We start from the raw sequence: 25,613 nt of genomic DNA on the forward strand, positions 1-25,613 counted from the left end.
TAATATTTTCTTAAATCAAGGATCCAGTTTTTTCGATAGAATATTCAAAGAAACCCTCATTTGATAAACCACTTAAAATGCAATCGCGCTTTGTGCTATCACTATCTAGGGATGGGTCTTTTAAAAATTCATTAAGGGACTCAATATTCGGCCAATTATCGTTAATAACTTTAATAGAAAAGATCTTTGATTCTGTAACTGCTCGAATCTCTTTTATTCTCTTTGTTAACCATAAATTTAAATCAACTCGTGAAAACGTAGAATCTTCACTTAGATGAGTATGTGTGCATATATTTTTCTCTAATTTCTTCCTTAGATCATCAGGTAAGTTTGATTCCTCTGGTAAATTAGACATAAATGGAAGTTTACTATTTATCAAATAAGCTTTCTCAATTTGATTAATATTAGAAAAAACCGCAACACATTCTATCAAGGTTCCATTAGTTGCAAAAATGTGAGAATTTAAATCATTATATTTAGGTAAAAATTTTTGTTGCAACCACTTTTCGAATTGATATATATCATTAAAGTCATCGGTTTCTTCAGGGTCTCCTTCAGGTTCTCCATCAACATTAAGAGGTGGATTGGGGTAAAAATCAATAGTAATTTTAACCATAACAAAATAATGCCTAAATAATATAAAATTCTTATTTTTGAATTTAGTAGCCGTATCTGAAAATATAGTAACTCTCGCCACTAAAATTTGTGGGTAAAATCTATAGAAATTCAATCCGAAAATAAAGTGGCCAAAGGCACTACTTATCCCTTCTAATAAATTTTGTAAATCGAGCGGGAATTCAACCACATTCGAAATGATTTTCACCAAATCTGATACCGAGATAGATTGAGGTTATACTAATGAAATATCTTTATTCTAAATGTGGGAATTTGATATCTGACTGAACCAATTATATTTTATTCTTTTTTAAAACAATGATAGAATTCGGATTACCAAGTCAAATAAATATCAACGAGACTATAATTCACCTGTTTTAGACATGCAAAAGGTCTATGCATGAATAGTAATAATTTAGAATTATTTCTAAAGTACTCTGGAGTATTCATGCTAGGTATATTATTAAAAAAACAAAATCCACGTGAACTTTATGATAATGGGATAAATGCGTATAAAAAGGGGGACTATAAAGTAGCTATTAAATTTCTCTCTAAATCATTAAAAAATGATAAAGAGAATCCAAAAATAATGAATGCTATGGCTCTATGTTACTCAAAAATGGATAATAATATAACAGCGAAATATTATTTGTTAAAAGCATGTAAAAAATCTCCTATCAATGAAACCTATAAAAAAAACCTTGCAATAATTGACAATATAGAAAATCAAAAGAAGGAAGCGGAAAAGAAAAAAATAGAGATTGATAAGCAAAATAAGGAGAGAGAATATCAAGAAAAAGTTTCAAAGAGATTGGAAGCAGAAAAGCGAAAATCTGGAAAAATAATTGATGAATATCGCCGAACATGTAATAAATGTGGAAAAGTTTGGCATTCTCTCGTTTCAAGAGAGAAGGAATTGGCAAAATTAAAAAGTGATTATGAGTGGAGATCAATACCGTGCTGTTCTGGATTATTAACAGCCCCTCAATACCAACGAAACCGAGATGCAGTTTCTTCAGATATTGAAATGTTAAAACAATGCCCAAATTGTAAATCAAAGGATTATAATGAGGAAATAGTTTCACATGAAGTGTAATTTTTTCTCCATTTTATCCATTAAATTGATTGAAAAAGTTTGGCATGGGAATTACGGAAGAAAATTTGTCAAAAATAATCATATTATTTGCAGATTTTATCCAACTTGCTCAAATTATGCAATACTGGCCATAAGGAAGCATGGATTTATCAAAGGCTGGGTTTTAGTTTATCGAAGATTAATGCGATGCAATCCATATAACACAGATTCTGCTGTTGATTTTCCTTGAATAATATCGCAGTGACGGTCCTGAATGGAGTAGTCAGTTTTCTCTCTGCTGACTTTACCGCTCCTTTGGAAACAAAGTCTGTCATCTATTTTTTCTCCACCCGGATTATACCTGTATAAATAGATTTTCCGCGAGTATACACAAAGAATAAAGAGAGAATAGACGGGCAGAGATATATTCGGTAAATTTAATTTTGAGTCAGTTTATGTGTGGCCAGACAAAAACCGAATGTTAGATTATCAAAATAGCAATAGAACCGACAACAGATCTTCAATATCAATTCCGGCTTGTTTGATTATGGCCTTCAGGGTACCCCGGTCAAGTTCATGATGATCAGGAACGACGATGGTTCGTTGATTATCATGACTTTTCAGAACAATATGACTTCCTTTCTGATGATCGATAGAGTAACCCAGCCGAACCAAAGCGTTAATTACTTTTCTAGCAGGAAGAAGAGGAAACTTTGTCATTCCGTTATACGTTTACCAGAACTTCTCTGACACAAACCTGACTTGCCCGAAGAGAAATCGCTTCATTCTGAGTTGATTCCAGGTATGCCTCTATTGCTTCCTTAGAATTTTCAGTAGCTTCCTCGATAGTCCTCCCCTGGGTGATACAACCAGGAAGACCTGGGACAGTTACTACAAACCATCCATCTTCTCCAGGTTCAATCACGACATTGAATTTTTGAAACATCATATTCACTTTTGTTTGGAATGGTATTATCTGTACCATATCTCTATGTTTGTATCATCTTTAAAATACCTAATAATGGTTGATGTCAGATAATCAGGATCTCAGGGAAATGGAAAAATTTACCGCAGCGTCCTCGGATATACCTGGTAATGCAAATCCTTCATATTGTTGTTCATTCTCACAACCTTGATAAAAAATGATCCTCACAAATATCATGGATGTAATCCCATACTCCCATAGCCGTAGGTCGTTTCCCGGGAATGGCTAAATCCCGCTCTTTGTATCGCAACCAAAACAAATTTCTGCATAACTCAGAATCGTACTGATACCCTGGTTCCACCTCCTTACCACAGTATTTACACTGGCTCATTTCTTCGGCAATTCACACGTTTTAGGAATAGTAATCGGATTGGTGATTGGACTAGGATTTTTATCACAGTAAAAACCACGGGTTCCAACCATGACCAACGGACAGGATTTACAGGATTCTACGATAATGACCCGGGTCATTATCTGATAATCTCCATCATTCCAATTGAGTTCTCATCTCCATACCGCCAGATTCCCCGCTCAAAACCGGAAAAAAAGATCTCTTTACAGGCCTCTGTGTCGACAAGAGCGTCGTGGCAGTCGATAAGATTCGCTTTAGCAATAATTTCGTATGCTTCTGAAAGCTTGGGAAATTTATATCCTGAATTCCCATTTCCCCGTGGTAACCTACAAAAGCGGTAGAGTGTGCCATCATGCAGAATTGAGGTTTCGATAGCTGATTGCTGTTTATGTTCGCCTGATATTCGTGATTAGTTAACCACTTTAAATGTTTCATAGTACCAAACCATAAAGAACCTCCGGGGAAGAAAGAAAAGAAAAAAGGATTTATGAAAGACTTTGGGATTTATATCATAGGATGTGGTTGTCTATCAGTTTCATCTTCCATATATAAATACATTTTGTTTGAATAAACCTTCGCCCCAGCTAAAATTATAGCCTTTCCTTTATCAGTTAACGCATAGATCGGTTTGATCTTACGTGTGGTAAATATCGATCTTGGCCCAATAACCTCATTGATATATTTGGATGCACAACTCCATACGAGATCCGTCTTCAATAAAATTTCGGCATCGCTTTTTTCAATTGCTCCCGTGCATACAGATAGTATTGTAATTTCACACATATTTTAAGATTCTATCTGGCGTATTGAATCAATTTGTGAGATATATCGTTCTGCTACAGTTACTGCAATCCGCTTATACCCAAGATCTATAGCCATCTGCACCCCTTTTACTGGATCGATTGCTGCAGTTTCCTCGTCAACAATATTCACACCTCGGTCTTTAAGTCTTGTTATCAAACCCGGAATAGGGGATGTTTTTATTATTCCTGACATCCATCCTCCTATTCCTTGAATAATGTCTGGATTATTACTGATAACTGTTCCAGCACCATCACAGACGATAATTGCTACATCAATGATTCCGATTTTTAGGCTACAATGAAGTAACTCAGAAGCTCCAAACGAAAAAATTAGATTTTGATTCTCAATCATCCGGTCAGACTTAAAAAGATGGGCTATATGTATACGCTTTTCAATTATCTCTTTAATAGTATCTTCGTTTAACTCACCAGATAAACCCAAAACTTTTTGCCATGTTGGACAAAATTCTATCTTTGGGCCAGTCAAAACTTTAATTTCATCATCTGTGATCTGAAGTGTCGCTTTTGCAACTTCAATAACATGTTCATTTGTTTTATCCATAATATTCTCACTTTTTACTCGGTTAATGATGAAATTTCTTGAATGTTAGGATTGTGTAAGAGAACAGGATTATCATGATATTTTGTCACAAACCCGACCTCATATGCGGGAATCTCCCTCTTTGATAACTCTGCAATGAGATCATTTTTTGCATCCGGCGCAATTGAGATCAGTAACCCCCCTGCAGTCTCAGATGAAATCCCTTTTTCTAATCCAAACCCAAAAAAATCTGATAAAATTGGTGCATTCTTGATAGATGGGATCGTGTGAATATTCAAGGTAACATGACTATTATCGGCTATTTTTGCTGCATGCCCATAAAGACCAAATCCAGTAACATCTGTCAGGGCATGAGCACCTGTAACCTGCACAGCTTCTGCGGCTTTCTGATTCGAGGTAGTCATGCAGGTTATTGCAATATCAACTGATTCCTGAAGATCACTAGAATCAACAATTGAATCAATTTCTTCAGGATTCTTCTCATATATTCTGGATGCAGACATTATAGGCTGAATACCAACCGGTTTAGTTAATAATAAAACATCTCCCGGTTTTGCACCTGAATTATAAATGATCTCTTTAGGATGTGCAACCCCAGTTACTGCTCCACCTATTATTGGCCACGGATTTATTATCGTGTGCCCCCCAACGAGAGGAGCCTTAATTGAATCGCAAAAATCACGAAAACCTCCCAGTAACTTTTTAGATTGATCAACACTTACCCCTCTAGGAAGACCCAGAATCGCTAAAACCCCAGCGATCACTGTTCCTCCCATCGCGAAAACATCATTCGTACAGTTACAAGCTGCAATCTCCCCCTGAAGATATGGATCATCAACAATCGGGGTAAAAAAATCAACGGTTTTAATTAATACAATATTTTCATTAATTTTGATAATTGCGGCATCATCTCCAGGTCCAAGGACATTTTCTGGGTATGATCCTCCAATAGCCTCTAATAATTTTTCCAACTCATTTTCCGGGAGTTTACAAGAACAACCGAATAAATCTACCATATCAGTCAAAGCCGGAAATTTTTGGCTCATTTATTTCCCCATTTTTTCTAATTAAGATATGATATTTTCCATCAATTTCTTGAATTTGACAAAGTTCATGCCTTTCACGGAGTATAAACCTGATTATATTATCTTTCGAAGGAGGGTATTCCACAATGATAAGTAATTCATCACCAATTGCCATTTCACGAATCTTTTTTCGTGTTTCTAATACAGGAATCGGGCAACTTCTCCCACATACGTTTAATTCCAATTTAGTCATTGATAGTCAGAAAAATATTACTTTATCACTTTTCATAACGAGATCAGTAAGATCGTGCATAGTTCCAAAGTGTATCCCATCTACAATTTTGTCTTTTGTGATACCCCTAGCCTGGCAACACGGACCACACATGATGATTTTAGCTCCGGATTCTATAGCCTCTCGGACTAAATTTTCAATATTGGCAAATTCAACCGGATTTTGGTCTTTTAATCCAACATAGGTTCCATTTTCTAGAAAGAATATATTGACCTTAATTTCTTCCAATAGTGCAGTAAGGACAAATCTCAATGCAGAAAAAGATCTTTCACTTCCGTATGGTGCGTCCCCAATGATAACAGTAACAGATTTTTGTGAACTCATAGTATCACGGCGTACTATTATCTGATTTGAACTGAATTTTAAGACATAATCTTATCAAGAATTGAATATCCAATTTTAATCGGTTTTCATAATTCATGACCTAATTTGAGATTGAAAGGCTTTCATTAATTTTGACGGTTATTTTTCTTCTATGACCTGAATATTAATCTTGAAGATTAATATTATGTGGATGAATTAACCATTTATCCGTCTTTAACCAAAAGGATAATAATCGATTGAATTTCAAAAGATAGAAAAGAATAAACCCGCCTTTTTTTTGTAATTACCTTGAGTATAAATAATCAATTCATAACTCTCTTAACGACTGAGAAGAAATATAAAGATTCAATGATCTCTCATGACTTCCCCAGTTGTATTGTATAATGATATCAGATGTGGATTAGACTCTATTCTACGATCTAGACTACAAATGCAAATTTTATTATCGCTTGGTGAAGGTTGCAAAACCCTGTCTGATCTAAGAGCGATCACCGGCAGCTCATCACAGGCATTGGTACCTAAAATTCGTGAGCTCGAAACCCGATTTATTATTTCATCAAAAAAATACGAATACTGTCTGACTCCGTTAGGACGGCTAATTCAGGAGAAACTTACGGACTTCACGAGGTTATTATCAGTCCTTTTTAAACATGATGATTTTTGGAATAGTCATTATCTTGATGGCATTCCCCCGGAGTTTATTAAGGAGATTAGCGATCTTTATGACTCTCGGATAATCGCCGACACGAATATTGAAGTTTTTCAGGTTTATTCATACTATCTAAAAATTCTCGAAGAGTCTGATAATATCCACTGGATATCATCTATATTAAACCCACATCACATCCAGGCTATTACCTCTAGACTTGCTTATGGAATTCATGTTGAAATGATTGTGAATTCTGAAATAGCAGAAATGATAAAAACTGAACCATACTGCTCACTACTTGGTTCAATTGATCCCAGTTCACATTTCAAATTATATCTCACTGAAGAAAGAATAAAAATTGGAATGATTGTGAGTGACACTAATCTTTTTTTGGGTCTTTTTAAAAACGACATGATTACTTTTGATGCATCCTCTCATTTTATCAGTGTAGATCCTGATGCACTTTCATGGGGAGAACGATTGTTTTCATATTATAAAGACCGTTCATCGGGATTATGTTTTCAAAAATCATGTAATAAAACAATATCAACCTGATCGATGAATATTCATTAAGTCCTTTAATTTTCATTATGGGAACTAATATGTGAATTCCTTATAATCTTATTTTGATGCATTGGAACACTATCAATGGGTATTTTCCTGGAGGCAAATTGTGACCAATTTTGATCCATCAATCTGGGGAATTTTTATATTTGGATTAATTGCAGGGATTTGCCCCTGCAATAGTGTCTTATGCCTGGGCCTAATTGGATATTTGACTAGTGGCAATACGAATCTCTCCCTAATTAACATTCTGAAACTTACAACTTCATTCTGTATTGGGACAATTATTGTTTTAATTCCCTTGGGGATGATTGCCGGGTTGATTGGGCATTATCTACTTTTTCTCAATGGTACGATCGCATGGTCAATTGGCGGGGTGCTTTTAATACTGATGGGATTACAACTCCTTCATGTATATAAGCCTCCAATTCGGAGCATTTTTAACTTTTTCAGACGCCCCTCTTCATATACAGTAATGGGAGCTTTTTTACTTGGACTTTCGTTTGGTGCTATAACCGTTGGGCGTGGGGCCCCTATGCTCTTGATAGTTTTGACTTACATCGCTTTATATCAGACAATGTTCCAAGGGTTCTTCACAATTCTCATCTATGCTATTGGATTAAGCATCCCGCTCATTATTATCAGTTCATTGGGTGGCGCATTAGGCAAAAAGATTAAGGGATATTCACGGATAAGTGGGGATGTCGCTGATAAAATTATTGGGTCTGTAATAATTATTATAGGGATATACTTTGTGTATTTGGCATTTACTCTGTGATAATATTGAGTAATCAAAATTATCTATTTATAGAAATAAATTAAATCAGATTTCGGTTCGGGTTCCACCTCCTTACCGCAGTATTTACACAGGCTCATTTTTCCGGCAATTCACACGTGTCTGGAATAGTCAGCGGATCGGCGATTGGACTAGAATTTTTATCACAATATAAACCACGAGTTCCAACCATGACTAACGGGTAGGATTTACAGGTTTCCACGATAATGACCCTGGTCATTACCTGATAACCTCCATCATTCCGATTGATTTTTCATCTGCATACCGCCAGATTCCCCGCTCAATACCGGAAAAAAAGATCTCTTTACACGCTTCTGTATCGACAAGAGCAACGTGGCAATCGATAAGATCAGACTTCACAATAATCTCGTACGCTTCTGAAAGTTTGGGAAATTTATAACCTGTGTCCCATTTCCCCGTGGTAACCTAAAAAAGACGGTAGAGTTTACCATCGTGTTGAATTGAGGCTTCGATAGTTGATTGCTATTTATTTTCGTTCGTAAGCACTCTCTTTTTATTATTTTCCGGTCATACTGCAAATTGTGACCTACCAGGAGATCGGCATCTTCCATATCACTGAAGAAGTCAGACAGAACTTTGGAGAGATCTTCACCTTCATTGATCGCCACTTCAGTAGTGATCCCATGAATCTTCGCGGATTCTTCCGGGATAATGAACCCGTCCGGCTTAATCATCCTGCTATCTTCGAGAATTATTTCTCCTTCTGTAGTTGCAAACAGCCAGGCAATCTCAACTACCCGGTCTTTGTTTACATCGGCACCGGTTGTTTCAGCATCAAAAAAATAAAATGTGTTTTGGTTTCATGTATTCTCCTTATCCATACACAACCTCATTAGCGTGATAATCAGTAACAATCCAGGAAGCCGGGCGTTAGAAATACATTTTAGTCCCCGGCATCCGGTTTACTGTTGCAGTGATCGTCATCTTACGGGGTATTTCATCCAATGTGGCTAGTTTCGGGTAATCCTCCGGATGAGCTTTAACATCATCTTCGATGTATCGCCTGAGAATTACCGTACAGCCTTGATCCTGAAATTTTTTTATCGTTTTTTGTATCTCATTCTGGTATATGGTCACATTTCTGAACATTATTGCACCTCAACGTCTGCAATCCCGTACATTATTTTTCCTGTGCTTGAGCAGTACTCACAGTATGGATCTGCCGGGAAGGGATGGCCAGCACAACAGACACAAGGGACAATTATATTTCTGTATTCAATCCCCAGACTACTTAGAATATCTAATAATTCTGGCATTCGTCCCCCTGGGGTGAGAGAGTCACACCGGAATTCACGTAACAAGAATCACAGACACAAGTCTGATTATCAGAATCTCTCCAGGTCGCTTTCCCGGAATGACAGATCTTACACCGACCAAGGTCAGTATAAACCCGTTTCATACCTGCAATATTCAGAACTCCAGGAAGGGACCTGAACGTTTCGGACTTTTTCTTTTTGGCTTTGCCTAAACATTTCTTGCAGATACGCCGGGCAGGAAGGTTATTCCGGTTTTTTCTCCGGTCTTCAGTCACCTTTTCGATATACTCAACATACCGAGAACCACAGAGATCGCAGGGACCTCGGATAGCCAGATCAAGTATTTTCAGATTCGGGAAGCGTTGAAATTCCCGGTATCTACTGCACACTGTTTATCTGAAAAAGTACGCTCAATGTGCCCAGGGCGGATTTTATCAGAGTTAGCGATTCGGGATCATTGGGAGGAGAACATCGGACTCGTCTACATATATAGATCCAGAACAAGCGGCCTACTTAAGAACAAAGAATTTATGAGTTGAGCGTCCTCTTCTGTTATTAATCAGGCTTTGAGCACTTTTGGTATAGGATCATTGAATTTTTTCCTATAATCATGAAATTGATCGCTCTCAGTCAGGGGGATATATGAGATCATCTTTCTATGAATATGTAAAATTTGTAACTTCGATAAGCAAGAATACTACCGGATTTGTAGTTCTGTCTGTAATAACTATACTGGTGCTCTTCTCCGGTGCCAGTGCCCAGACTAATGCTAATCCTGACTCCTTCTCCTTTATAGGGACAGTGGTGTATCAGGATCTTGAAGGGGGCTTCTTTGGGATTATTACTGATACCGGAGATCAACTTCTTCCAACGAACCTCCCAGCCCAGTATGAGATTGATGGCCTCAAAATCTCCGGGACTGCCACACCACAGACTGATATGGTCTCCACCCGGATGTGGGGTACCATGGTCTCTGTAGAAAATGTAACTCCACTGAATGGGGGAGGAGTAACTGAACAGGCCTGGTATGAATCTGAAACAACTGTACCGGTTTTATCTGACGATCAGATCTTCCAGGTACTTGGGAGGATCTCTGCAGATCTGCAGAAGAGACTTGATACAATTGATGGGGAACTGGCTGATGTTGCTGCAAACTTAAGCAGCAATGATGTCTCGAAAGAGAACCAGAACCTCCAACTCTCGTCTCTCGTAGAAAATCCTGCACTTAACCAGATCGGTCTGTATGAATCATCTCTTCTGGATAAGTCAGGGAGGATAACTGCCGTTTATCCGGATGTTTATCTGTCATCAATCGGGACAGACCTATCAAAAATGCCGCATATTGCCAGTATAATCTCATACCCTGCCCCTACTATGAGCACATACCTGAAAACTGTAGAAGGAAAAGATGCAGTTGTCATCACCTACCCGATTGTATCAAAACAAAAAACTGTAACCGGATATGTATCAGCACTCGTGGATCCGGCAGTGCTCGTCTCGCCTGACAAGATGCAGACACTCAAAGATTCCGGTTATTCTCTCATGGTCGAACAACCAGAAGGGACAGCACTCGCAGAAAGTGATTCAACCCAGATTGGCAGGTCAGCCTGGAATGATCCTCAGTTTAATGCTTCACCCTCACTTCTCAAATCTGCAGTGCACCTGCAAAATGCGAGGGCTGGTATAGATTCATATTCCGGATTGAATAAAGAGGATGTTAAGATTGCATGGACTACGGTATCACTCCATGGCATGCCATGGAGAGTTGCAGTCATGAAACATTAACATTCTTTATTCTTTTTTCCTGAAATCAGGCATATCGCATTAGCCGGCTGATATATATCCTGACCCAGATAAATCCAACAATTCCTCCAAGAATATCTCCGATAACGATCCCGTACCATACTCCGTGCTCACCAAGTCCGAAGACAACACCAAGCAGATATGCTGATGTGGCCATGAAGACCATGTTTCGGAGCACATTCAGTATCAGTGATGAGATCCCACGTCCTGTTCCCTGGAAAATAGATGAGGACATGATTCCTGGTGGAACAAACGGATAAAATATACACATCGTGGCGAGGAAGGAGGCAATTGCCGGTGCAAGATGTGCTCCTTCTGCTGAATATGTGAAAATAAATGAGATTTGAGATGCAAAAAGCCAGGTCAGGATGCTGATGGCTATTGCAATACCTATCCCCAATATGATTGAGAATGAATGGATTACCGGGAATTTTTCAAAGTGTCGCCCTCCATACGCTGCACCTGTCACAGATACGACTGAAGTTGATATTGCCACGAGTGGGATAATTGCAAAGAAAACAACACGCCATCCTGCAGTATATACCGCGACTGCATCTGTTCCTGAAACCATAACCAGCATTGCGTTGATAAAAATCGCCAGAAATGACATGAGAAAAAACTCGCAACTTGCTGGTAGTCCTACCCCGAGGATATCTCTAATATTTCTGGGTTCTTTGAGATTGACTTTCCATGACAGGTTTACGTACGTATCTTTTTTGATGAGGAACCAGTAGAGAAGAACTACAGTCACAAGTAACAATGAAACGATCATACCCCATGCAGCACCTGCAATTCCCATCTTGAAATAATAAATGAGAATCGGATCCAGGATGATGTTCAAGATTGATGAGGCTCCCATCACGTACATCGTCCGCTTGGTGTCTCCCTCTGCCCTGAGAATTGCGTACACTACATTGGTAAAGAGAATAAGGACAGTACCGGCAAAAACGATGTTTCCGTATTCAACTGCCAGATCAACAGTTTTCCCTGCACCAAAAAGGATCATCAGCGGGCGTGCCAGAGCAATCAGAAGTACTGTGATAACCACCGATATTCCGAGCACCAGTAAAATTGCCTGCATCGCTGCACCGTTTGCACCGTTCCTGTCTCCTGCACCTATTCTTCTGGCAATAACCGAGGTGGCGCCTGCTCCAAGCCCGTTACCAAGTCCGATGAGTACCATAAAAAGAGGGGTGATGAACCCTACTGCAGCTAATGCATCTGATCCAAGACCTGCCACCCAGACAGCATTGACCAGGTTGTAGGTTGACATCAGCAGCATTGCGATGATCATCGGGATTGAGAGCTTAAGGATCGCAACCTTTGGATCTCCCTTGAGGAGATTCACACCTTCAGTCTCTTGAGAATTATTCATGCACATTCACCTCCGGAGCAGCATGAAGTAAAGGAGTTTTCACCGATGTCATTGACCCCCTGGATACTGGCTGAAGCTACTCTCCAGAGAAGATCTTTGAACTGAGTTTTTTCTTCCTTATTCAATCCGGATGAAGCAGTCATTTCCCATTCGGTATCTATCCGAATCAAATCAGAAATAATGGACGTCCCTTTCTCTGAAAGGAAAAGTTTTACAGCCCTTCTGTTATCTGGATCGATCCTTCTGATAACGTAACCTGCATCTTCAAGTTTTTTTACCGACCTGGCAATTGTCCCTCTATCGATATGAAAGTGGCGTGCCAGTGTCTCCTGTGTAACATTCTGATGGTTCCTGAGAAACATGAGAACCGGGAACTGACCATAGGAGAGGCCGAGTGAACGAAGATGGTGATTCAGGAATATTGCCTGAGTTCTGAAGATAATTGATGTTAATCCCCCTATGGGAATATCATGAGGTAAGATAGATTTTGCTGTCACCTCAACAGATTAGCAGTGTTCCCATATAATGTTGTCAGTGCAATAGTTTTAAAAATAAAATATGGTCTATGCAACAATAACCCCGGTCTACCCGAAGATCTTTGTTATCATGAGATTAGATCTGCTTTTTTCTGGATAATTGATGTATGCAACATTTTTTTCTGATATTGCAGGCCATGCATCGTTGCCTGTATCATTTGTGACCCTGAACTCTGAACCTGATGAGAGATTATACCCATAGATATCCCACTGCCTGTTTCTTTCGTCTATCCATACGATGATATCTCCGGATATTACAGGAAGCCATTGTCGTGATGGATCGGTTGTTACCTGAATCTGTTTCCTTGTGGTCAGGTTTTCTGCCATAATATCAAAGTTACCGTGTTTACTTGATTGCCAGACTACCCATCCTCCTGAAACAGCCGGAAACCAGTCCTGTGTGGAGGAATTCGTAATTTCAATCTCCTGATTGAGAGGAATGTTATAGGCATAGATATCACCTTCCGATCTTGGCCCTCTCCTCCAGTCCTCCCATACAACCCAGTCCCCATCAATATCAGGCTGCCACTGAACGTCAGGAGATGTGCAGATCATATACTCTTTTCCGGTCGAAATGTTGAATAATGCAATGTCCTGAGAGATGTTTCTCTCAGTAACATACACGATCCTGTCACCAGAAATATGCGGAGTGGTCTCCCGGTCAGTACGATTCGTAATCTGGGTGAGACTTCCTGAGGTGAGATTTTTTAGGTAAATATTCCAGTATCCTGATCGTTTGTCCTGCCATACAACCCTATCTTTGTCAATATCTGGTCTGTACTGATTACCTTCTTCTTCTGAGAGATCTTCGTGTTCACCTGAAGAAGTATTGATAAACAGGATATCTGCATTATACAAGTTTGTTCGGCTCTCATATGTCACCAGATCCTGATATATTCTGGGAAAGACCGGTCCACCTGGATCTTTATCTGGTTCCTGCCCGGAATTCTGGATAAATAAGAGTAATACGATTACCGCAATTCCTGCAAGGGCAACAACCAGGTGTATCTTTGCTGGAGTAAATCTGCTCATATGAGATCTATTGCAGCCTTTCCCTCGATTGAAGGTCCAAAAAAGGACAGTCTGCTAAAAACCTGAAACATGGTCTTCAAATAAACCGTTATCAAATATCGTATATGAAAAGTTCCGTGTCTGTTAGCGGAATACGATACCCGCTCCCGGGCCCTGGGATACTCATTGCTCTTTCATCTAGTGGATGGCTTGGTCTGTTATCGCTTATTACTTTTGGGGCAGATGAAGGTTATACATTTCTTGGGATCATCGCTATCACCCTGCTGTTCAAGTATGCCCTGCTCACCGGTCTTGGCAGATATACACTTGCGACCGGAAAAGACATATTTGCAGGAATTGCAGAAATTCCAGGCCCGATGAACTGGGCAGTCTGGCTGCTCAATAGTATCTATTATGTAGAGATCTTCATGCTTGGATATTCTTCTCTTGCAATGGCCAGGCTTTTTACAGCACTGGTTCATGTATCCATTCCTCCAATTATCTGTGTCTTTGTCTTTTTTGCAGCAATATTTTTTCTAGTATCTGTCAACTCATACTGGTTTTTCAGAAAGATCCTGATGGGTGCCATAGGGATTATCATGGTTGGCCTGTGTGCCATGCTCTTTGCCATGCCACTCTCGGGACATGATGTGATCTTTCTGAAACTTCTGGACCTGAACACGTTCATGAGTGTGTACGAGTCCTCGATCATTATGAGTAGTGTCGGATCTGGTTTTTCACTCCTTTTCTATTCGGTCTGGCTTGTCAACCATCTCAAAGGTTCAACTGTAACTGGTCATAAAAGAGATTTTCTGGGACGGATAAGACTTGATGCCGCACTTGGTATGTCCTCACTCTTTATGTTATGCATCCTGTACCTCTCGGTTGGGTACGTCTTTTTATATGAACATGGTCTCGGTGCACCCGAATCAGATCTTACACTTGAAATCGTTCTCATGGTAACCAACCTCGGTGTCTTTGGTAACAGCCTGTTTGTTCTCGTCTGTTTTGTTGCCCTGTTCTGCAGTATGTTTGGTGGTGTCTATGGGAGGTCAAGGGTTCTTCAGGTAACACTTCCCCGAACGATTCCCGGGTTTGTGATGACCAGGAAGGTATATCTTTCAACGGTCCTGGTTCTCATAACATCAGCCTTTTTTTCCCAGTTTTTCTGGTCTATGGACCTTACCAGAAGTTTTGTATCAATAAGGCTCATGCTCTTCAGCTTGATCGTAGGGATTCTTATCTGGATAGATCGTTGCCTATCTTCTGATGATCGTGGGTCTGTATGGTGGTATGGGATTATGATAGCAGGAGCCGGTGTATCCTTTCTGATTGGAATAAGCCTGCTATCCTGGCTTATAGATTATTGAAAATGAGAAAAAATAGGTAATATGAACAGGCAGATTCAAATTATCAGATTTATAATTCCTGGCTACCCGGCTCTCTCCAGGCAGCATACTTATCCTGCTCAAGTAGGGTGTCAAGAATTACAAGAGCAGCCATTGCTTCAGCAACCGGCACGATTCTGAGGGCAATACAAGGGTCATGTCTGCCTCCTACAACTATTGTCCTGGGATTTCCTTCAAGGTCAATCGTGCTTTGTGGGGTGCATATTGACGGGGTTGGCTTTACGGCTAGTTTTATTGAAATGTCCTGTCCGTTAGAGATCCCCCCCAGGATTCCTCCGGCATTATTTGAGAGATATCCGCCAGGGATCATGGGATCGTTGTGTTCAGATCCAAACATTCGTGCAGCTGCATATCCTGCTCCTATCTCGATCCCTTTCACTCCTCCGATTCCCATGAGTGCACCGGCAAGCAGACCATCCAGTTTCCCAAAGACCGGATCTCCAAGACCTGACGGGCAGCCGGTGATGGTCAGGCTGATTATGCCTCCAACAGAGTCTCCCCGATCCCGGGCCTCCCGGATCTCCTGCTCAAACATTACAGGATCAGAATTTCCGTGAATTTCAACTATCTTTCCTACAATTGAGATATTCCGTCTCTTCAGGCAGATTGCAGCAACTGCTCCGGCTGCCACCCGTCCTGCTGTTTCCCTGCCTGACGATCGTCCGCCTCCCCGGTGATCCCTGATTCCATACTTTTCAAAATATGTCCTGTCTGCATGGCCTGGTCTGAAGAGATCCCGGAGATGTTCATAATCTGATGACCTGGCTGATTGATTTCTGATGATGAGCCCGATCGGGGTTCCAGTGGTCTTTCCCTGGAAAACACCTGAGAGGATCTCCACGAGATCTGATTCACGCCGTGGCGTTACCAGGTCAGAAGTACCTGGTTTTCTTCGGTCGAGAAATGGCTGTATATCTTCAACAGAGAGTTGTACCCCGGGTGGGCATCCATCAATGACAGCTCCGATGGCTGCACCATGACTCTCTCCAAATGTGGTAACTCTGAATGAGCGACCTAACGTGTTCAGAGTATCCACCTCCGCACGGTATCAGCCGGGATATCAATACCGGTCAAAACTTTAAACTGTTCTATAAGCTGGTGAATAAACATCTCAGTTCCCGGGATGATGCTACATCCCTTATCAAGAGCTCCCCGTAAAAGTGGTGTCTCTGCAGGAGTGTATACGAGATCAAATATGTGCATATCAGGTGTCAGTGATGAGACAGGTATTGGTGTCTGATTTGCTGCCGCTGTGTGGGATTTCATTCCGACAGACGTTGTATTGATGACAAGATCCGGATGATATCTGGTAAAGTCACTCAAAGCCCCGGTTTCTACACCAAAATGTCTTCCCATCTCTCTGGCTCTTTCAACTGTCCGGTTAAGGATGATCGGAGTAAATCCCCGCATTGATGTAGCATACACAGCAGATGCTGCTGCCCCTCCTGCACCAAGGATGACAGCCACCTCGCCACTTATTCCTTCAAGAGGGCGATAAATTCCCTTCCAGTCAGTATTGAATCCATATCGTTTTCCATCAAGGAGAAGGATCGTGTTCACTGCTCCGATGACAGTTGCATCCTTTCGTATCTCATCAAGGAGTGGCATAACTCGCCCTTTATGGGGAATGGTTACACTGAGGCCCCTTACTCCTGCCTTTTCAGCAGCCGGGATGAACCTTGCGGGGTCAGGACATTCGAACCAGGTATTTCTGGCTGGAATTTCGAGTTCCTGAAAGAGCCTGTTCCAGATGGGAGGAGAGAGGCTGTGCATGCAGGGGTTTCCGAGGATTCCATAGATCCTGATTGAGGGATCGGGAATCGTTGCCTGAAGTGGTTCATGGGCTGCAGCGGGAATCGGCGTTGTAAGCACCCAGTTCACAAGTTTCTGCCTGGCATTGATCTCATCTGAAAGTCGTTTTCCGGGTCTGATGATCTGAAGGATCTCAGATGCTGCCTGCCTGGGAGTTTTTCCGGTTGAGTCATACACAAGATCAGCAACTGCCCGGTACTGAGGCATCCGTTCGGTCAGGGTAGTATGGATCTCCTCTTCAAGTGGAAGCCCGGTAAGGGATGGGCGGGCGGTTCCCCCGATCCGCTTAGCTATCATTTCTTCGGTACTGGTAAGCAGAATGATCTGACTATTTCTTCGAAGGGATCTGATATTCCCGGACCTGAGAATCGCACCGCCACCGGTGCTGATTACTGCAGGTTTGTCTGACAGTTTTGCAATAATCCCTGATTCTATAGAACGAAAGAGATCTTCTCCTCCTTCAGCAAAGATCTCGGGAATGGTTCTCCCTTCTGTCTCTTCGATCAGGGCATCAAGATCAAGATGCCCAAATCCAAGCGTTGCTGCAATATTCTTCCCGATACTGCTCTTCCCTGTGCCACGATAGCCAATCAGCACGATCCTGCGGTCTTCCATACTGATCTGAACTCCTCCCAGAATTCAGGATATGATTTTGTCACGCAACCAGCATCAAGAATGGTGAGGCAACCTATTGCCGTTCCAAGAATTGCAAAACTCATCGCAGTCCGGTGGTCACGTTCAGGGTGAATTACGCCCCCTTTAAGTGTCCCCGGGATGATTCCGATCTCATCCTCTGATGCGTCGCATCTGATTCCAAGTTCCTGTAATCCGTTCACGATAGCTGCAATGCGGTCGCTCTCTTTAGCACGGAGATGATGAATGCCGGTAATCCTTGTTGGTGTCTCTGCTACGGCTGCAACAACTGCAACTGTCTGGACTACATCAGGACAGTCTGCCATATCCACGTCCACACCTGATAGTGCACCACTCCTGGAGACCGTGACTTCTGATTCGCCAGGTTTGCTGGGATTGCTCCAGGTGATGGTGCACCCCATCTTTTCCAGGATATCAAGCAACCGTTTGTCACCCTGTTCAGAATCAGGATTCAGTCCTTCTACCGTTACAGTCCCCTTTGTTACAGCAGCCAGGGCAAACCAGTATGATGAAGATGAGTAGTCACCTTCGACTGTATATGATGATGGTTTGTACTGCATTCCTCTTGGAATCTTCCAGACTAGAGGATCTGTACTCTTCTGTTCTGGTTTAATTCCAAATATTTCCATCATACCGGTTGTGATCCTGATGTATGGTTCTGATACAACCGGACCGATAAGGGAAATCGTGGCATCATATTCTGCATATGGGGCTGCAATCAGCAGTGAGGAGATGAACTGGCTTGATATGCTGCCATCGGCTCTGATCTCTCCACCTGTAAGTGTCCCGTCAATGATCAATGGCGGACATCCCGGGTTTTTAGTATAGGAAATCCTCGCTCCTGCATTGTTGAGTGCTTCAACAAGCGGGCCGATCGGTCTCTCCTGCATTCGTGCACTGCCGGTCAGGGTGACCGGTCCGTCAGCCAGCAGACATACGGCCGTAAGTAACCTCATACTTGTCCCTGAATCTCCGATATCGATTGGTGTGTCTGGAGCACGAAGTCTCCCTCCAGTGCCATACACCGTGATCAGGTCCTGTTCCCATACGATCCTGACACCAAGTGCTGCAAGAGCACGGGCTGTAATTCTGGTATCATCAGCATCAAGCTGACCCTTAATTGAAGATATCCCATTAGCGAGGGCAGCAATGATCAGGGCACGATGGGTATAACTCTTTGAAGGTGGGGCTTTTATCCTGGCATGAACCGGACCAGACCTGCCGATGTGCATGTCCATTATGAATTCTCCATCTGTTTTTGCCATCTCCCATAGCAGCCAAGATGTTTGATCGGTGCAATCTGCTGCAATTCTGTAACTGATGTCTTCCAGTTTCCCTCACACTGAATATCAAGAAAGAAGACATACGTGCCCATGCTCCGTTTTGATGGCCGTGATTCAATGCGGGTGAGGTTTACTCCTTCCCGCTTGAAAGGGGTGAGAAGATCATAGAGAAGTCCGGCCCTGTTCTCATCAGGATCAATGATCAGACTACACTTTTCGAGGCCCTGATCCATTTTTTTCTCTCCTGTAGCCTGTAATCCTTGTGAAGAATTGCCCGGACTTATCTGTACAAACCTCGTGATATTGCAGGCATTGTTTTCGATATTGGATCTGATGAGTGGGATCTGGTGCCGTGAAGCAAGCCGTTCTGAGATAATTGCTGCAGATCCCGGATCGCTCTTCTGTGCAATGGCACTTGCGGCATTACTCTCTGTATGGATTACCGGGACATTCAGGTCTTCTATTATCCTGCTGCATTGTTCATGACTCTGGGGATGAGCATAGATCCTTGTGATCTGCTCTGAGGTACCGGCAAGACAGTGATGGATTGGGAGGTAGGATTCAAGCGTAATCGTCACCGGGTATTGCATAAGACAGTCAAGTGTTGATGTAACTCCACCGGCCTCACTGTTTTCAAGAGGAACAAGACCTGTCGTTCCGGTTTTGACAACCTCAGCAAAGACTTTGCCTATTGTTGGAACCAGAACAATCTCGTCTGCACCGATGAGTGTTGCCATCTCGTGCGAGAATGTCCCTTCAGGCCCGAGGGTGACGATCTTCATGCCTTCACCATCGCCGCAATGAGTTTGTCAGTCATTTCCAGGGATCTGGTACAGTACTCGCCAAACCATTTGCGATCTGCCATGAAGAGTTCAGTAAACGCATCAGTATCTCCTGATTCTATGACATTCTTTAGATTGCCGGCAGCCTGGCAACATGTGTCAAGTACATGGGATACCTCAGGGTTCTGACTCAGAATGTCTGCATACAGCATGGGATCCTGCGCCAGAATCCTTCCTGCCACAGAGGTCTCTATCCGGTAGATTGGACTCATAAAAAGTTCTGTCTCTTCGGGCGTGATAGAGAGGAGTTTCATGGTTTCTGCCATGACAAGTGCCTTGAAATGTGTCAGTCCCTGGATGACAGCCATCATCCTGTCATGATGTCCGGGGGTGGTAACCGTCACCCGTGCTCCCTGATCTGAAAAGATACCAGAGACCATCTTGATCTGATCATCACTGCATCGTCCCGGTGTTATCACGACGGTCTGACCTTTGAGTGATTCTGCAGTTGGCCCGAACATGGGGTGCATTCCGATGACATCTGCTACACTCTCCATCATCGCTGTAACCGGTCCCGATTTGAGTGAGGTAAGATCACTGACGATCTGTCCTTTTTTGAGGAATGGTATGATCTCTTTGATCACCGGTATAGTGGAGTGGATCGGCACTGATATTATTATAAGATCAGACTGCTCTGCAAGGTCGCGGTTTGTGAGTTCGGTTTTTCGCCCACTCACCCTGACCTCATGACCGGCAGTGGTGAAAACACGGGCAAAAAAAGCTCCCATCTGCCCTGTGCCACCAATGATCCCGACCTTCATTACTTCTCCAGGATCGTCTCGTTGACAGCCATCCCAAAGTGTCTTCCTGCGGTATCAAGAGCACCTAGGACCACGTCACCGGGATTGAGCGCTGCAACTGATATTGCAGAACCATCTGGTTTAGCGAGCCGTATTGTCTCTGCATTCTGGAGAATGATGGTGACTTCTGCCCCTTTGTGTTCTGCCTCGATAAGAAGAAGCGGACGTTGCTCTATCTTAACTCTCCCGACTGTTGCTTCCCGGCAGGATCCTTTTGCCCCGTTTACCATGACCCGGTCTCCTGCCTTGAGATCAGCAAGGTAGGCAGTCTTCCCGTCTGCAAGTTTCAGGTAGGCATGTACAGCACCGGCATTAACCCTGAAGGGACGTGGAGCCACGTAGGGGTTCTCCAGGGTCTCGGCGTGAACCAGGAAGAATCCTGAAGAAGTATTGCCGACAAGCATCCCTTCACCGTCAGTCATCAGGGAACAGGTATCAACACAGACCCGGTCTCCCATTCCAGCCGGAGTAACCGCAGTAATCGTGAGAGGAATCAGATCCTGTCTGCATCCATGCCCCTGAACTGCTTTTGCAACATCGCGGATAACTGCTGGATCTTCAGTCTGAAGAAGTACTCCTGAAACACCTTTCTCAAGGATACCCAGAGCCAGTTCTGCTTCATGCAGGTTCTTTACAACTGCAATAACCGAGTCAGCGACAGCAACCAGGTTTTCAAGTGGGATGACGGTCCAGTCTGGTGTATGAACAATGACAGGCATCCGCTTTGCTGTCTCCATCGCCTTATCCTGGTCTTCTGTGCTTTTGATGATAATCTCAACGATATCTTTTCCAAGCACCAGATCCCCGTCCGGTGCGATGGTTGTGATCCGCCCGAGTTCCCTGACCGGTGCGGCAGAATCAGTAACAATTCCGTCTGCACCAGATTCAAGGGCTGTAATTGCAAGTTCCTTGTTCCATGGCCTGACATCGACCAGGACCTGTTTCATTACAGGTCCTCCGGTTTTGCCTTCCCATGAACTACCTTGCAGACTTTGTCTACAAAGATTGCAGTGTCTTCCCGCTGGAATGCATTTCTTCCCATGCAGACACCGGCACAGTTTGCTATGTGGGTTGCTTCACTGATGATCTTTAGGGTTTCAAGATCGCCTGCCTTTTCTCCGCCTGCAATAAATACAGGTATTGAACTTGCCTCAACGATCTTTTTAAAATTCTCTACATCCCCGGTGTAATTGGTCTTTACCATATCTGCGCCGAGTTCTTCAGCAACCCTGACTGCATGTCCGACATGCCTGGGGTCTGTTGGATTGATCCCTTTTCCTCGTGGGTACACCATTGCAAGAAGTGGAATTCCCCACCTGTTGCAGTCCCTGACAACTATTCCGGCATCTTCTATCATCTTTGACTCCTGCTGAGCTCCAAGGTTAATATGAATCGAGACTGCGTCTGCACCAAGTGAGATCGCTTCTTCAACCGTGCAGGTGATGACCTTGTCGTTGGGATCAGGATTCATACTTGTTCCGGTGGAAAGATGAATGATGAGCCCTATATCTCGGCCATGACGACGGTGTCCTGCTTTGACAAGCCCTTTGTGCAGAATGATAGCATTGGCACCGCCGTCAGATACGGCACCAATTGTCTCGCTCATATTGAGAAGTCCGTCTATCTGACCGAGTGTCATACCATGATCCATCGGGATGATGACAGATTTTCCAGTATTTCTGTCCATGATCCGTTCCATCCGGATCTGTTTGCCGATCATCTTACACACCCTTCAGGATCTCAAGCGCTTCGTGTGCACTCTTTCCTTCATGCACAATCAGGGCACAGGCACGGACGAACTGGGCGGGATCAGGATGCTGGAATGCGTTTCTGCCAATGGAAATTCCTGCAGCTCCTCCTTCCATTGCACCTTCGATAAGTTCCAGCGTGATTATGTCATCTGTCTTTGAGCCGCCTGCAACCACAACAGGGACCGGACAACCCCGTGTTACCTCCCGGAAGGTATCAGGATCTCCTGTGTAGTTTGTCTTTACAATGTCAACTCCAAGTTCTGCAGCAACCCGGGCTGCGAGCCTGACATGCTCGACTGCATGCTCATCCTTGATGTTTTTCCCTCTCGGGTACATCATGGCGAGAAGTGGCATTCCCCATTCCATACATTCAATTGAAACGCGTCCAAGATCTGCGAGCATCTGCGCTTCAGAGTCTGCACCGATATTCACATGAATTGAGACTGCGTCTGCTCCCATCTTTATGGCGTTGGTCACAGAGTTGACGAGAACTTTCTCGTTCGGGTCTGGTCCGATGGCAGTGGAAGCTGAAAGATGCATGATAAGTCCTACATCGTGTCCACGTTGTCGATGTCCGAATAGCGACAGTCCAATATGGCCGAGAACAGCATTAGCTCCGCCTTCTGCCACAGCATTAACTGCATCAGGGAACTCGATCAATCCTTCTATAGGACCCAGGGATACTCCGTGGTCCATCGGGACTATGATCGTCTTTCTCGTGTTACGGTTCATGATACGTTCCAGTCTTATATCTTTACCTCTCATAATCGATCACCATGATATGGTACAGGCGATCGTGCCTAGTACCAAAAATACCTAAAATAGCGAAAACCGCTAAACGGCCAAAAAGAATGATGCCAGACTCCTGTTGTCAGAAGAGCAGTAAGACTCTCTGAAACAATTAATAGCATCGTAGAAAGGCAACCGGATGTTCCACTCAGACAGGTTCCCTCAGGCCCCGCTGAAGTCCGGTTGCTCTTCATTATCAGAACGTCGCTCAGAAGAATATAAAAATATATCGGGATCATTGCCATGCTATTGCATGTCACGAAGAGATCAGCCTCATAAAATATGAAATTCTCTAATCCACGCATATCATTAGGAAAAAAAAGATGCGTTATCTCTTTACTTTCTTGATCTTGATGACGTCACCCATGGTTGTAGTCATCCTGGACTGATGAATATCAAGCGATTCTAATGAAGAATCCTCGATAAGTTTGATTCCAAGTTCTTTTTCGATCTTCTTCCTGACATCTTCTTCGGGAATCAGTTCTCCCTTCTCGATCTTCTTGATAAGGAGTTCCTTCTCCATCATGGCGAGAGCAAGATCTTTCTGGGAAAGACCGAGTTTTAACCGGGCATTTCTGATCTGATCTGCATAATCCTCTACCAGATCACCCCCGAGTTGATCAAAGAGGTCGCGTGAGCGACGAGCCTGGGGAACTGAAGCCTGAGTGTATCCTGTCGCTCTGCTAGCCAGAGCTGCAGGTGATTTTGCAGCCCCTGGCAGTTCTGTCCCGTATTTGGCACAGTTACTGCAGACTGAGAGTTCGGCCCCTTCAATCCGAACTCGTTTCAAAGGGCCCTTACTTTCTGCCCCACACATTTCACACTGCATATTTCGCAATCATCATATAGTCACTTTCCCCTATATAACTAATCAGACGGATGTCAGAGACTGGCCGCCAATCAGATGACCCGAAAACGCCCGAGGAGTTGTATCGCTACCTCGTTGAGCGCGTAGCAGGGATGGAGTCGCAGAACCAGGAGCTGAAGGAGCAGATACGTCAGTTGGAATCTGACAAGCGGTATATCGAGACTCAGAAGATCCGATATGAACGTGAGGTCAGAAAACTGAAGAGCGAGGTTGAACACCTTAAAACTCCGCCCCTGATTGTTGGGACGATCACTGATGTAATAGATTCCGGACGGGTTGTGGTACGGTCAAGCGCCGGGCCACGCTTCCTTGTCAGGGTCTCGCAGTCGGTGGATACTGAGCAGATGAAAGCCGGGGTCAGGTGCACCCTGAATCAGCAATCCCTGGCTATCGTTGAATTACTGCCAAGCAGTTATGACTCGCAGGTCTACGGAATGGAGGTTGTAGAGCTGCCAGGAGAAACATACGAGGATATCGGAGGGCTTGAAAAACAGATAACAGAGATCAGGGAAGCTGTTGAACTTCCAATGACACGCCCTGAACTCTTTGCCAACATCGGGATTACCCCGCCGAAGGGAGTGCTGCTCTACGGTCCACCCGGAACAGGCAAGACGCTGCTTGCAAAAGCAGTAGCCCACGAGACTCATGCAGCGTTTCTGCATACAGTAGGATCTGAATTAGTACAGAAGTATATTGGAGAAGGAGCACGGCTAGTCCGCGAACTCTTTGACCTCGCCAGGGAAAAAGCACCATCCATCGTATTTATCGATGAGATCGATGCAATAGGGGCATCACGAACAGAGGCAATGACCTCTGGTGACCGGGAAGTTCAGCGTACGCTGATGCAGCTCCTTGCAGCCATGGATGGATTTGAGCAAAGGGGTGATGTGAAGATCATCGGTGCCACCAACCGGATTGACATTCTCGATGCAGCCTTGCTCAGGCCGGGAAGGTTTGACCGTATTATCGAGATTCCGCTTCCAGATACCGAAGGAAGGTTTGCCATTCTTCAGGTACACACCCGGGGTATGAACATTGACACCAGTGTGGACATGATGGAGGTTGCACGCCTGACTGAAGGACGTAATGGTGCTGATCTGAATGCCATATGTATGGAGGCGGGTATGTTTGCCATCAGACAGGAACATACCAAGGTTTGCCAGAATGATTTCATAATGGCACTCAGTAAGTTCAGATATGACTTTGAACGGGAATCCCGCCTGCCAACCACCAGTGTCATGTTCGCCTGAACGGTTGACAGCAGATTCAGACTCCCTTTTTTAAAAATAATTTAGTAAATCCCTTATAAAATTTTAAAATTTTAGGTGTATGACTCTATTATAAAAGAAAAGAAGGGACCT

The 25,613-nt window shown here is 43.3% G+C and carries 30 protein-coding genes and 1 pseudogene; 7 read left to right on the plus strand and 24 right to left on the minus strand.

Annotation, left to right across the window (positions count from 1 at the left end):
• Positions 1–10 precede the first annotated feature (10 nt).
• The gene (locus DK846_RS01840; RefSeq protein WP_109967211.1) at positions 11–823 is read right to left on the minus strand and encodes a hypothetical protein; all 813 of its coding nucleotides are present in this window, start codon (positions 821–823) and stop codon (positions 11–13) included.
• A gap of 192 nt (positions 824–1,015) precedes the next feature.
• On the opposite strand from DK846_RS01840, the gene DK846_RS01845 reads away from it, so the two are divergent.
• Positions 1,016–1,711 carry a tetratricopeptide repeat protein gene (locus DK846_RS01845; protein WP_146201097.1) on the plus strand — a complete coding sequence of 232 codons (696 nt, stop codon included), beginning with the start codon at positions 1,016–1,018 and terminating at the stop codon, positions 1,709–1,711.
• The gene (gene yidD / locus DK846_RS18260) at positions 1,701–1,940 is read left to right on the plus strand and encodes a membrane protein insertion efficiency factor YidD (RefSeq protein ID WP_109967213.1); all 240 of its coding nucleotides are present in this window, start codon (positions 1,701–1,703) and stop codon (positions 1,938–1,940) included. The genes DK846_RS01845 and yidD overlap by 11 nt, the downstream gene beginning before the upstream one ends.
• Here yidD and DK846_RS17520 read toward each other — a convergent pair.
• From DK846_RS17520 to DK846_RS01895, 7 genes and pseudogenes are all read right to left on the minus strand, one after another.
• Positions 1,861–2,025, minus strand: coding sequence for a hypothetical protein (locus DK846_RS17520; protein ID WP_181391630.1), 165 nt, complete (start codon positions 2,023–2,025; stop codon positions 1,861–1,863). The genes yidD and DK846_RS17520 overlap by 80 nt on opposite strands.
• A gap of 154 nt (positions 2,026–2,179) precedes the next feature.
• Positions 2,180–2,410 (minus strand): type II toxin-antitoxin system HicA family toxin, encoded by a 231-nt coding sequence (locus DK846_RS01855; protein WP_109967214.1) that lies wholly within the window; start codon positions 2,408–2,410, stop codon positions 2,180–2,182.
• Positions 2,411–2,414: 4 nt separating this feature from the next.
• On the minus strand, positions 2,415–2,636 hold the full coding sequence (locus DK846_RS01860; protein WP_109967774.1) for a type II toxin-antitoxin system HicB family antitoxin: 222 nt from the start codon (positions 2,634–2,636) through the stop codon (positions 2,415–2,417).
• An 895-nt stretch (positions 2,637–3,531) separates the two neighbouring features.
• A pseudogene (locus tag DK846_RS01880) lies at positions 3,532–4,392 on the minus strand (DUF2099 family protein).
• Between the two features lie 14 nt (positions 4,393–4,406).
• Entirely contained in the window at positions 4,407–5,438 is a 1,032-nt protein-coding gene (gene selD / locus DK846_RS01885; RefSeq protein ID WP_109967219.1) for a selenide, water dikinase SelD, read from the minus strand.
• The gene (locus DK846_RS01890; protein ID WP_109967220.1) at positions 5,410–5,670 is read right to left on the minus strand and encodes a sulfurtransferase TusA family protein; all 261 of its coding nucleotides are present in this window, start codon (positions 5,668–5,670) and stop codon (positions 5,410–5,412) included. Before DK846_RS01890 ends, selD begins: the two co-directional genes overlap by 29 nt.
• A gap of 6 nt (positions 5,671–5,676) precedes the next feature.
• Positions 5,677–6,033, minus strand: a complete 357-nt coding sequence (locus DK846_RS01895; protein WP_109967221.1) for a DsrE/DsrF/TusD sulfur relay family protein — start codon at positions 6,031–6,033, stop codon at positions 5,677–5,679.
• Between the two features lie 358 nt (positions 6,034–6,391).
• Here DK846_RS01895 and DK846_RS01900 point away from each other — a divergent pair, with 358 nt between their 5' ends.
• Together DK846_RS01900 and DK846_RS01905 are read left to right on the plus strand one after the other, a co-directional pair.
• On the plus strand, positions 6,392–7,237 hold the full coding sequence (locus DK846_RS01900) for a helix-turn-helix transcriptional regulator (RefSeq protein ID WP_109967222.1): 846 nt from the start codon (positions 6,392–6,394) through the stop codon (positions 7,235–7,237).
• 118 nt (positions 7,238–7,355) lie between these two features.
• The gene (locus DK846_RS01905; protein WP_245926430.1) at positions 7,356–8,024 is read left to right on the plus strand and encodes a cytochrome c biogenesis CcdA family protein; all 669 of its coding nucleotides are present in this window, start codon (positions 7,356–7,358) and stop codon (positions 8,022–8,024) included.
• Between the two features lie 237 nt (positions 8,025–8,261).
• Here the strand turns inward: DK846_RS01905 and DK846_RS17525 are convergent, their stop codons facing one another.
• The 4 genes from DK846_RS17525 to DK846_RS01920 all read right to left on the minus strand — a co-directional run bounded on the left by DK846_RS17525 (position 8,262) and on the right by DK846_RS01920 (position 9,708).
• Entirely contained in the window at positions 8,262–8,402 is a 141-nt protein-coding gene (locus tag DK846_RS17525; RefSeq protein WP_181391573.1) for a hypothetical protein, read from the minus strand.
• On the minus strand, positions 8,399–8,791 hold the full coding sequence (locus DK846_RS18265) for a 3'-5' exonuclease (RefSeq protein ID WP_394339592.1): 393 nt from the start codon (positions 8,789–8,791) through the stop codon (positions 8,399–8,401). Before DK846_RS18265 ends, DK846_RS17525 begins: the two co-directional genes overlap by 4 nt.
• Positions 8,792–8,933: 142 nt before the next feature.
• The gene (locus DK846_RS01915) at positions 8,934–9,152 is read right to left on the minus strand and encodes a hypothetical protein (protein WP_109967224.1); all 219 of its coding nucleotides are present in this window, start codon (positions 9,150–9,152) and stop codon (positions 8,934–8,936) included.
• Between the two features lie 151 nt (positions 9,153–9,303).
• Entirely contained in the window at positions 9,304–9,708 is a 405-nt protein-coding gene (locus DK846_RS01920) for a hypothetical protein (RefSeq protein ID WP_109967225.1), read from the minus strand.
• Positions 9,709–9,961: 253 nt separating this feature from the next.
• Between DK846_RS01920 and DK846_RS01925 the strand changes: the two genes are divergently transcribed.
• Entirely contained in the window at positions 9,962–11,104 is a 1,143-nt protein-coding gene (locus DK846_RS01925; protein ID WP_109967226.1) for a cache domain-containing protein, read from the plus strand.
• Between the two features lie 25 nt (positions 11,105–11,129).
• Here the strand turns inward: DK846_RS01925 and DK846_RS01930 are convergent, their stop codons facing one another.
• The 3 genes from DK846_RS01930 to DK846_RS01940 all read right to left on the minus strand — a co-directional run bounded on the left by DK846_RS01930 (position 11,130) and on the right by DK846_RS01940 (position 14,065).
• Positions 11,130–12,497, minus strand: a complete 1,368-nt coding sequence (locus DK846_RS01930; RefSeq protein WP_109967227.1) for an MATE family efflux transporter — start codon at positions 12,495–12,497, stop codon at positions 11,130–11,132.
• Complete coding sequence (locus tag DK846_RS01935; protein ID WP_109967228.1) at positions 12,494–12,994, minus strand: MarR family winged helix-turn-helix transcriptional regulator; 501 nt, start codon at positions 12,992–12,994, stop codon at positions 12,494–12,496. The genes DK846_RS01930 and DK846_RS01935 overlap by 4 nt, the downstream gene beginning before the upstream one ends.
• An 87-nt stretch (positions 12,995–13,081) precedes the next feature.
• Entirely contained in the window at positions 13,082–14,065 is a 984-nt protein-coding gene (locus tag DK846_RS01940) for a hypothetical protein (RefSeq protein ID WP_109967229.1), read from the minus strand.
• Between the two features lie 104 nt (positions 14,066–14,169).
• Here DK846_RS01940 and DK846_RS01945 point away from each other — a divergent pair, with 104 nt between their 5' ends.
• Positions 14,170–15,414, plus strand: coding sequence for a hypothetical protein (locus DK846_RS01945; RefSeq protein WP_146201098.1), 1,245 nt, complete (start codon positions 14,170–14,172; stop codon positions 15,412–15,414).
• A 49-nt stretch (positions 15,415–15,463) separates the two neighbouring features.
• Here the strand turns inward: DK846_RS01945 and DK846_RS01950 are convergent, their stop codons facing one another.
• From DK846_RS01950 to DK846_RS01990, 9 genes are all read right to left on the minus strand, one after another.
• On the minus strand, positions 15,464–16,480 hold the full coding sequence (locus DK846_RS01950) for a chorismate synthase (RefSeq protein WP_109967776.1): 1,017 nt from the start codon (positions 16,478–16,480) through the stop codon (positions 15,464–15,466).
• The gene (locus DK846_RS01955) at positions 16,477–17,880 is read right to left on the minus strand and encodes a shikimate kinase (protein ID WP_109967231.1); all 1,404 of its coding nucleotides are present in this window, start codon (positions 17,878–17,880) and stop codon (positions 16,477–16,479) included. Before DK846_RS01955 ends, DK846_RS01950 begins: the two co-directional genes overlap by 4 nt.
• A complete protein-coding gene (gene aroA / locus DK846_RS01960) occupies positions 17,856–19,184 on the minus strand; it encodes a 3-phosphoshikimate 1-carboxyvinyltransferase (RefSeq protein WP_245926432.1) in 1,329 nt (442 codons plus the stop codon). The genes DK846_RS01955 and aroA overlap by 25 nt, the downstream gene beginning before the upstream one ends.
• Positions 19,157–19,984, minus strand: coding sequence for a prephenate dehydratase (locus DK846_RS01965; protein ID WP_109967232.1), 828 nt, complete (start codon positions 19,982–19,984; stop codon positions 19,157–19,159). Before DK846_RS01965 ends, aroA begins: the two co-directional genes overlap by 28 nt.
• Positions 19,981–20,805 carry a prephenate dehydrogenase/arogenate dehydrogenase family protein gene (locus DK846_RS01970; protein ID WP_109967233.1) on the minus strand — a complete coding sequence of 275 codons (825 nt, stop codon included), beginning with the start codon at positions 20,803–20,805 and terminating at the stop codon, positions 19,981–19,983. The genes DK846_RS01965 and DK846_RS01970 overlap by 4 nt, the downstream gene beginning before the upstream one ends.
• The gene (locus DK846_RS01975; RefSeq protein ID WP_109967234.1) at positions 20,805–21,791 is read right to left on the minus strand and encodes a 3-dehydroquinate synthase II; all 987 of its coding nucleotides are present in this window, start codon (positions 21,789–21,791) and stop codon (positions 20,805–20,807) included. The genes DK846_RS01970 and DK846_RS01975 overlap by 1 nt, the downstream gene beginning before the upstream one ends.
• Positions 21,791–22,564, minus strand: coding sequence for a 2-amino-3,7-dideoxy-D-threo-hept-6-ulosonate synthase (locus DK846_RS01980; RefSeq protein ID WP_109967235.1), 774 nt, complete (start codon positions 22,562–22,564; stop codon positions 21,791–21,793). Before DK846_RS01980 ends, DK846_RS01975 begins: the two co-directional genes overlap by 1 nt.
• A gap of 1 nt (position 22,565) precedes the next feature.
• Positions 22,566–23,360, minus strand: coding sequence for a 2-amino-3,7-dideoxy-D-threo-hept-6-ulosonate synthase (locus DK846_RS01985; RefSeq protein WP_109967236.1), 795 nt, complete (start codon positions 23,358–23,360; stop codon positions 22,566–22,568).
• Between the two features lie 352 nt (positions 23,361–23,712).
• A complete protein-coding gene (locus DK846_RS01990) occupies positions 23,713–24,213 on the minus strand; it encodes a multiprotein bridging factor aMBF1 (RefSeq protein ID WP_109967237.1) in 501 nt (166 codons plus the stop codon).
• 50 nt (positions 24,214–24,263) lie between these two features.
• Between DK846_RS01990 and DK846_RS01995 the strand changes: the two genes are divergently transcribed.
• Positions 24,264–25,502 carry a proteasome-activating nucleotidase gene (locus DK846_RS01995; protein WP_109967238.1) on the plus strand — a complete coding sequence of 413 codons (1,239 nt, stop codon included), beginning with the start codon at positions 24,264–24,266 and terminating at the stop codon, positions 25,500–25,502.
• Positions 25,503–25,613: the final 111 nt, after the last annotated feature.

The organism is Methanospirillum lacunae, assembly GCF_003173355.1.
In the GTDB taxonomy this organism is placed as follows: domain Archaea; phylum Halobacteriota; class Methanomicrobia; order Methanomicrobiales; family Methanospirillaceae; genus Methanospirillum; species Methanospirillum lacunae.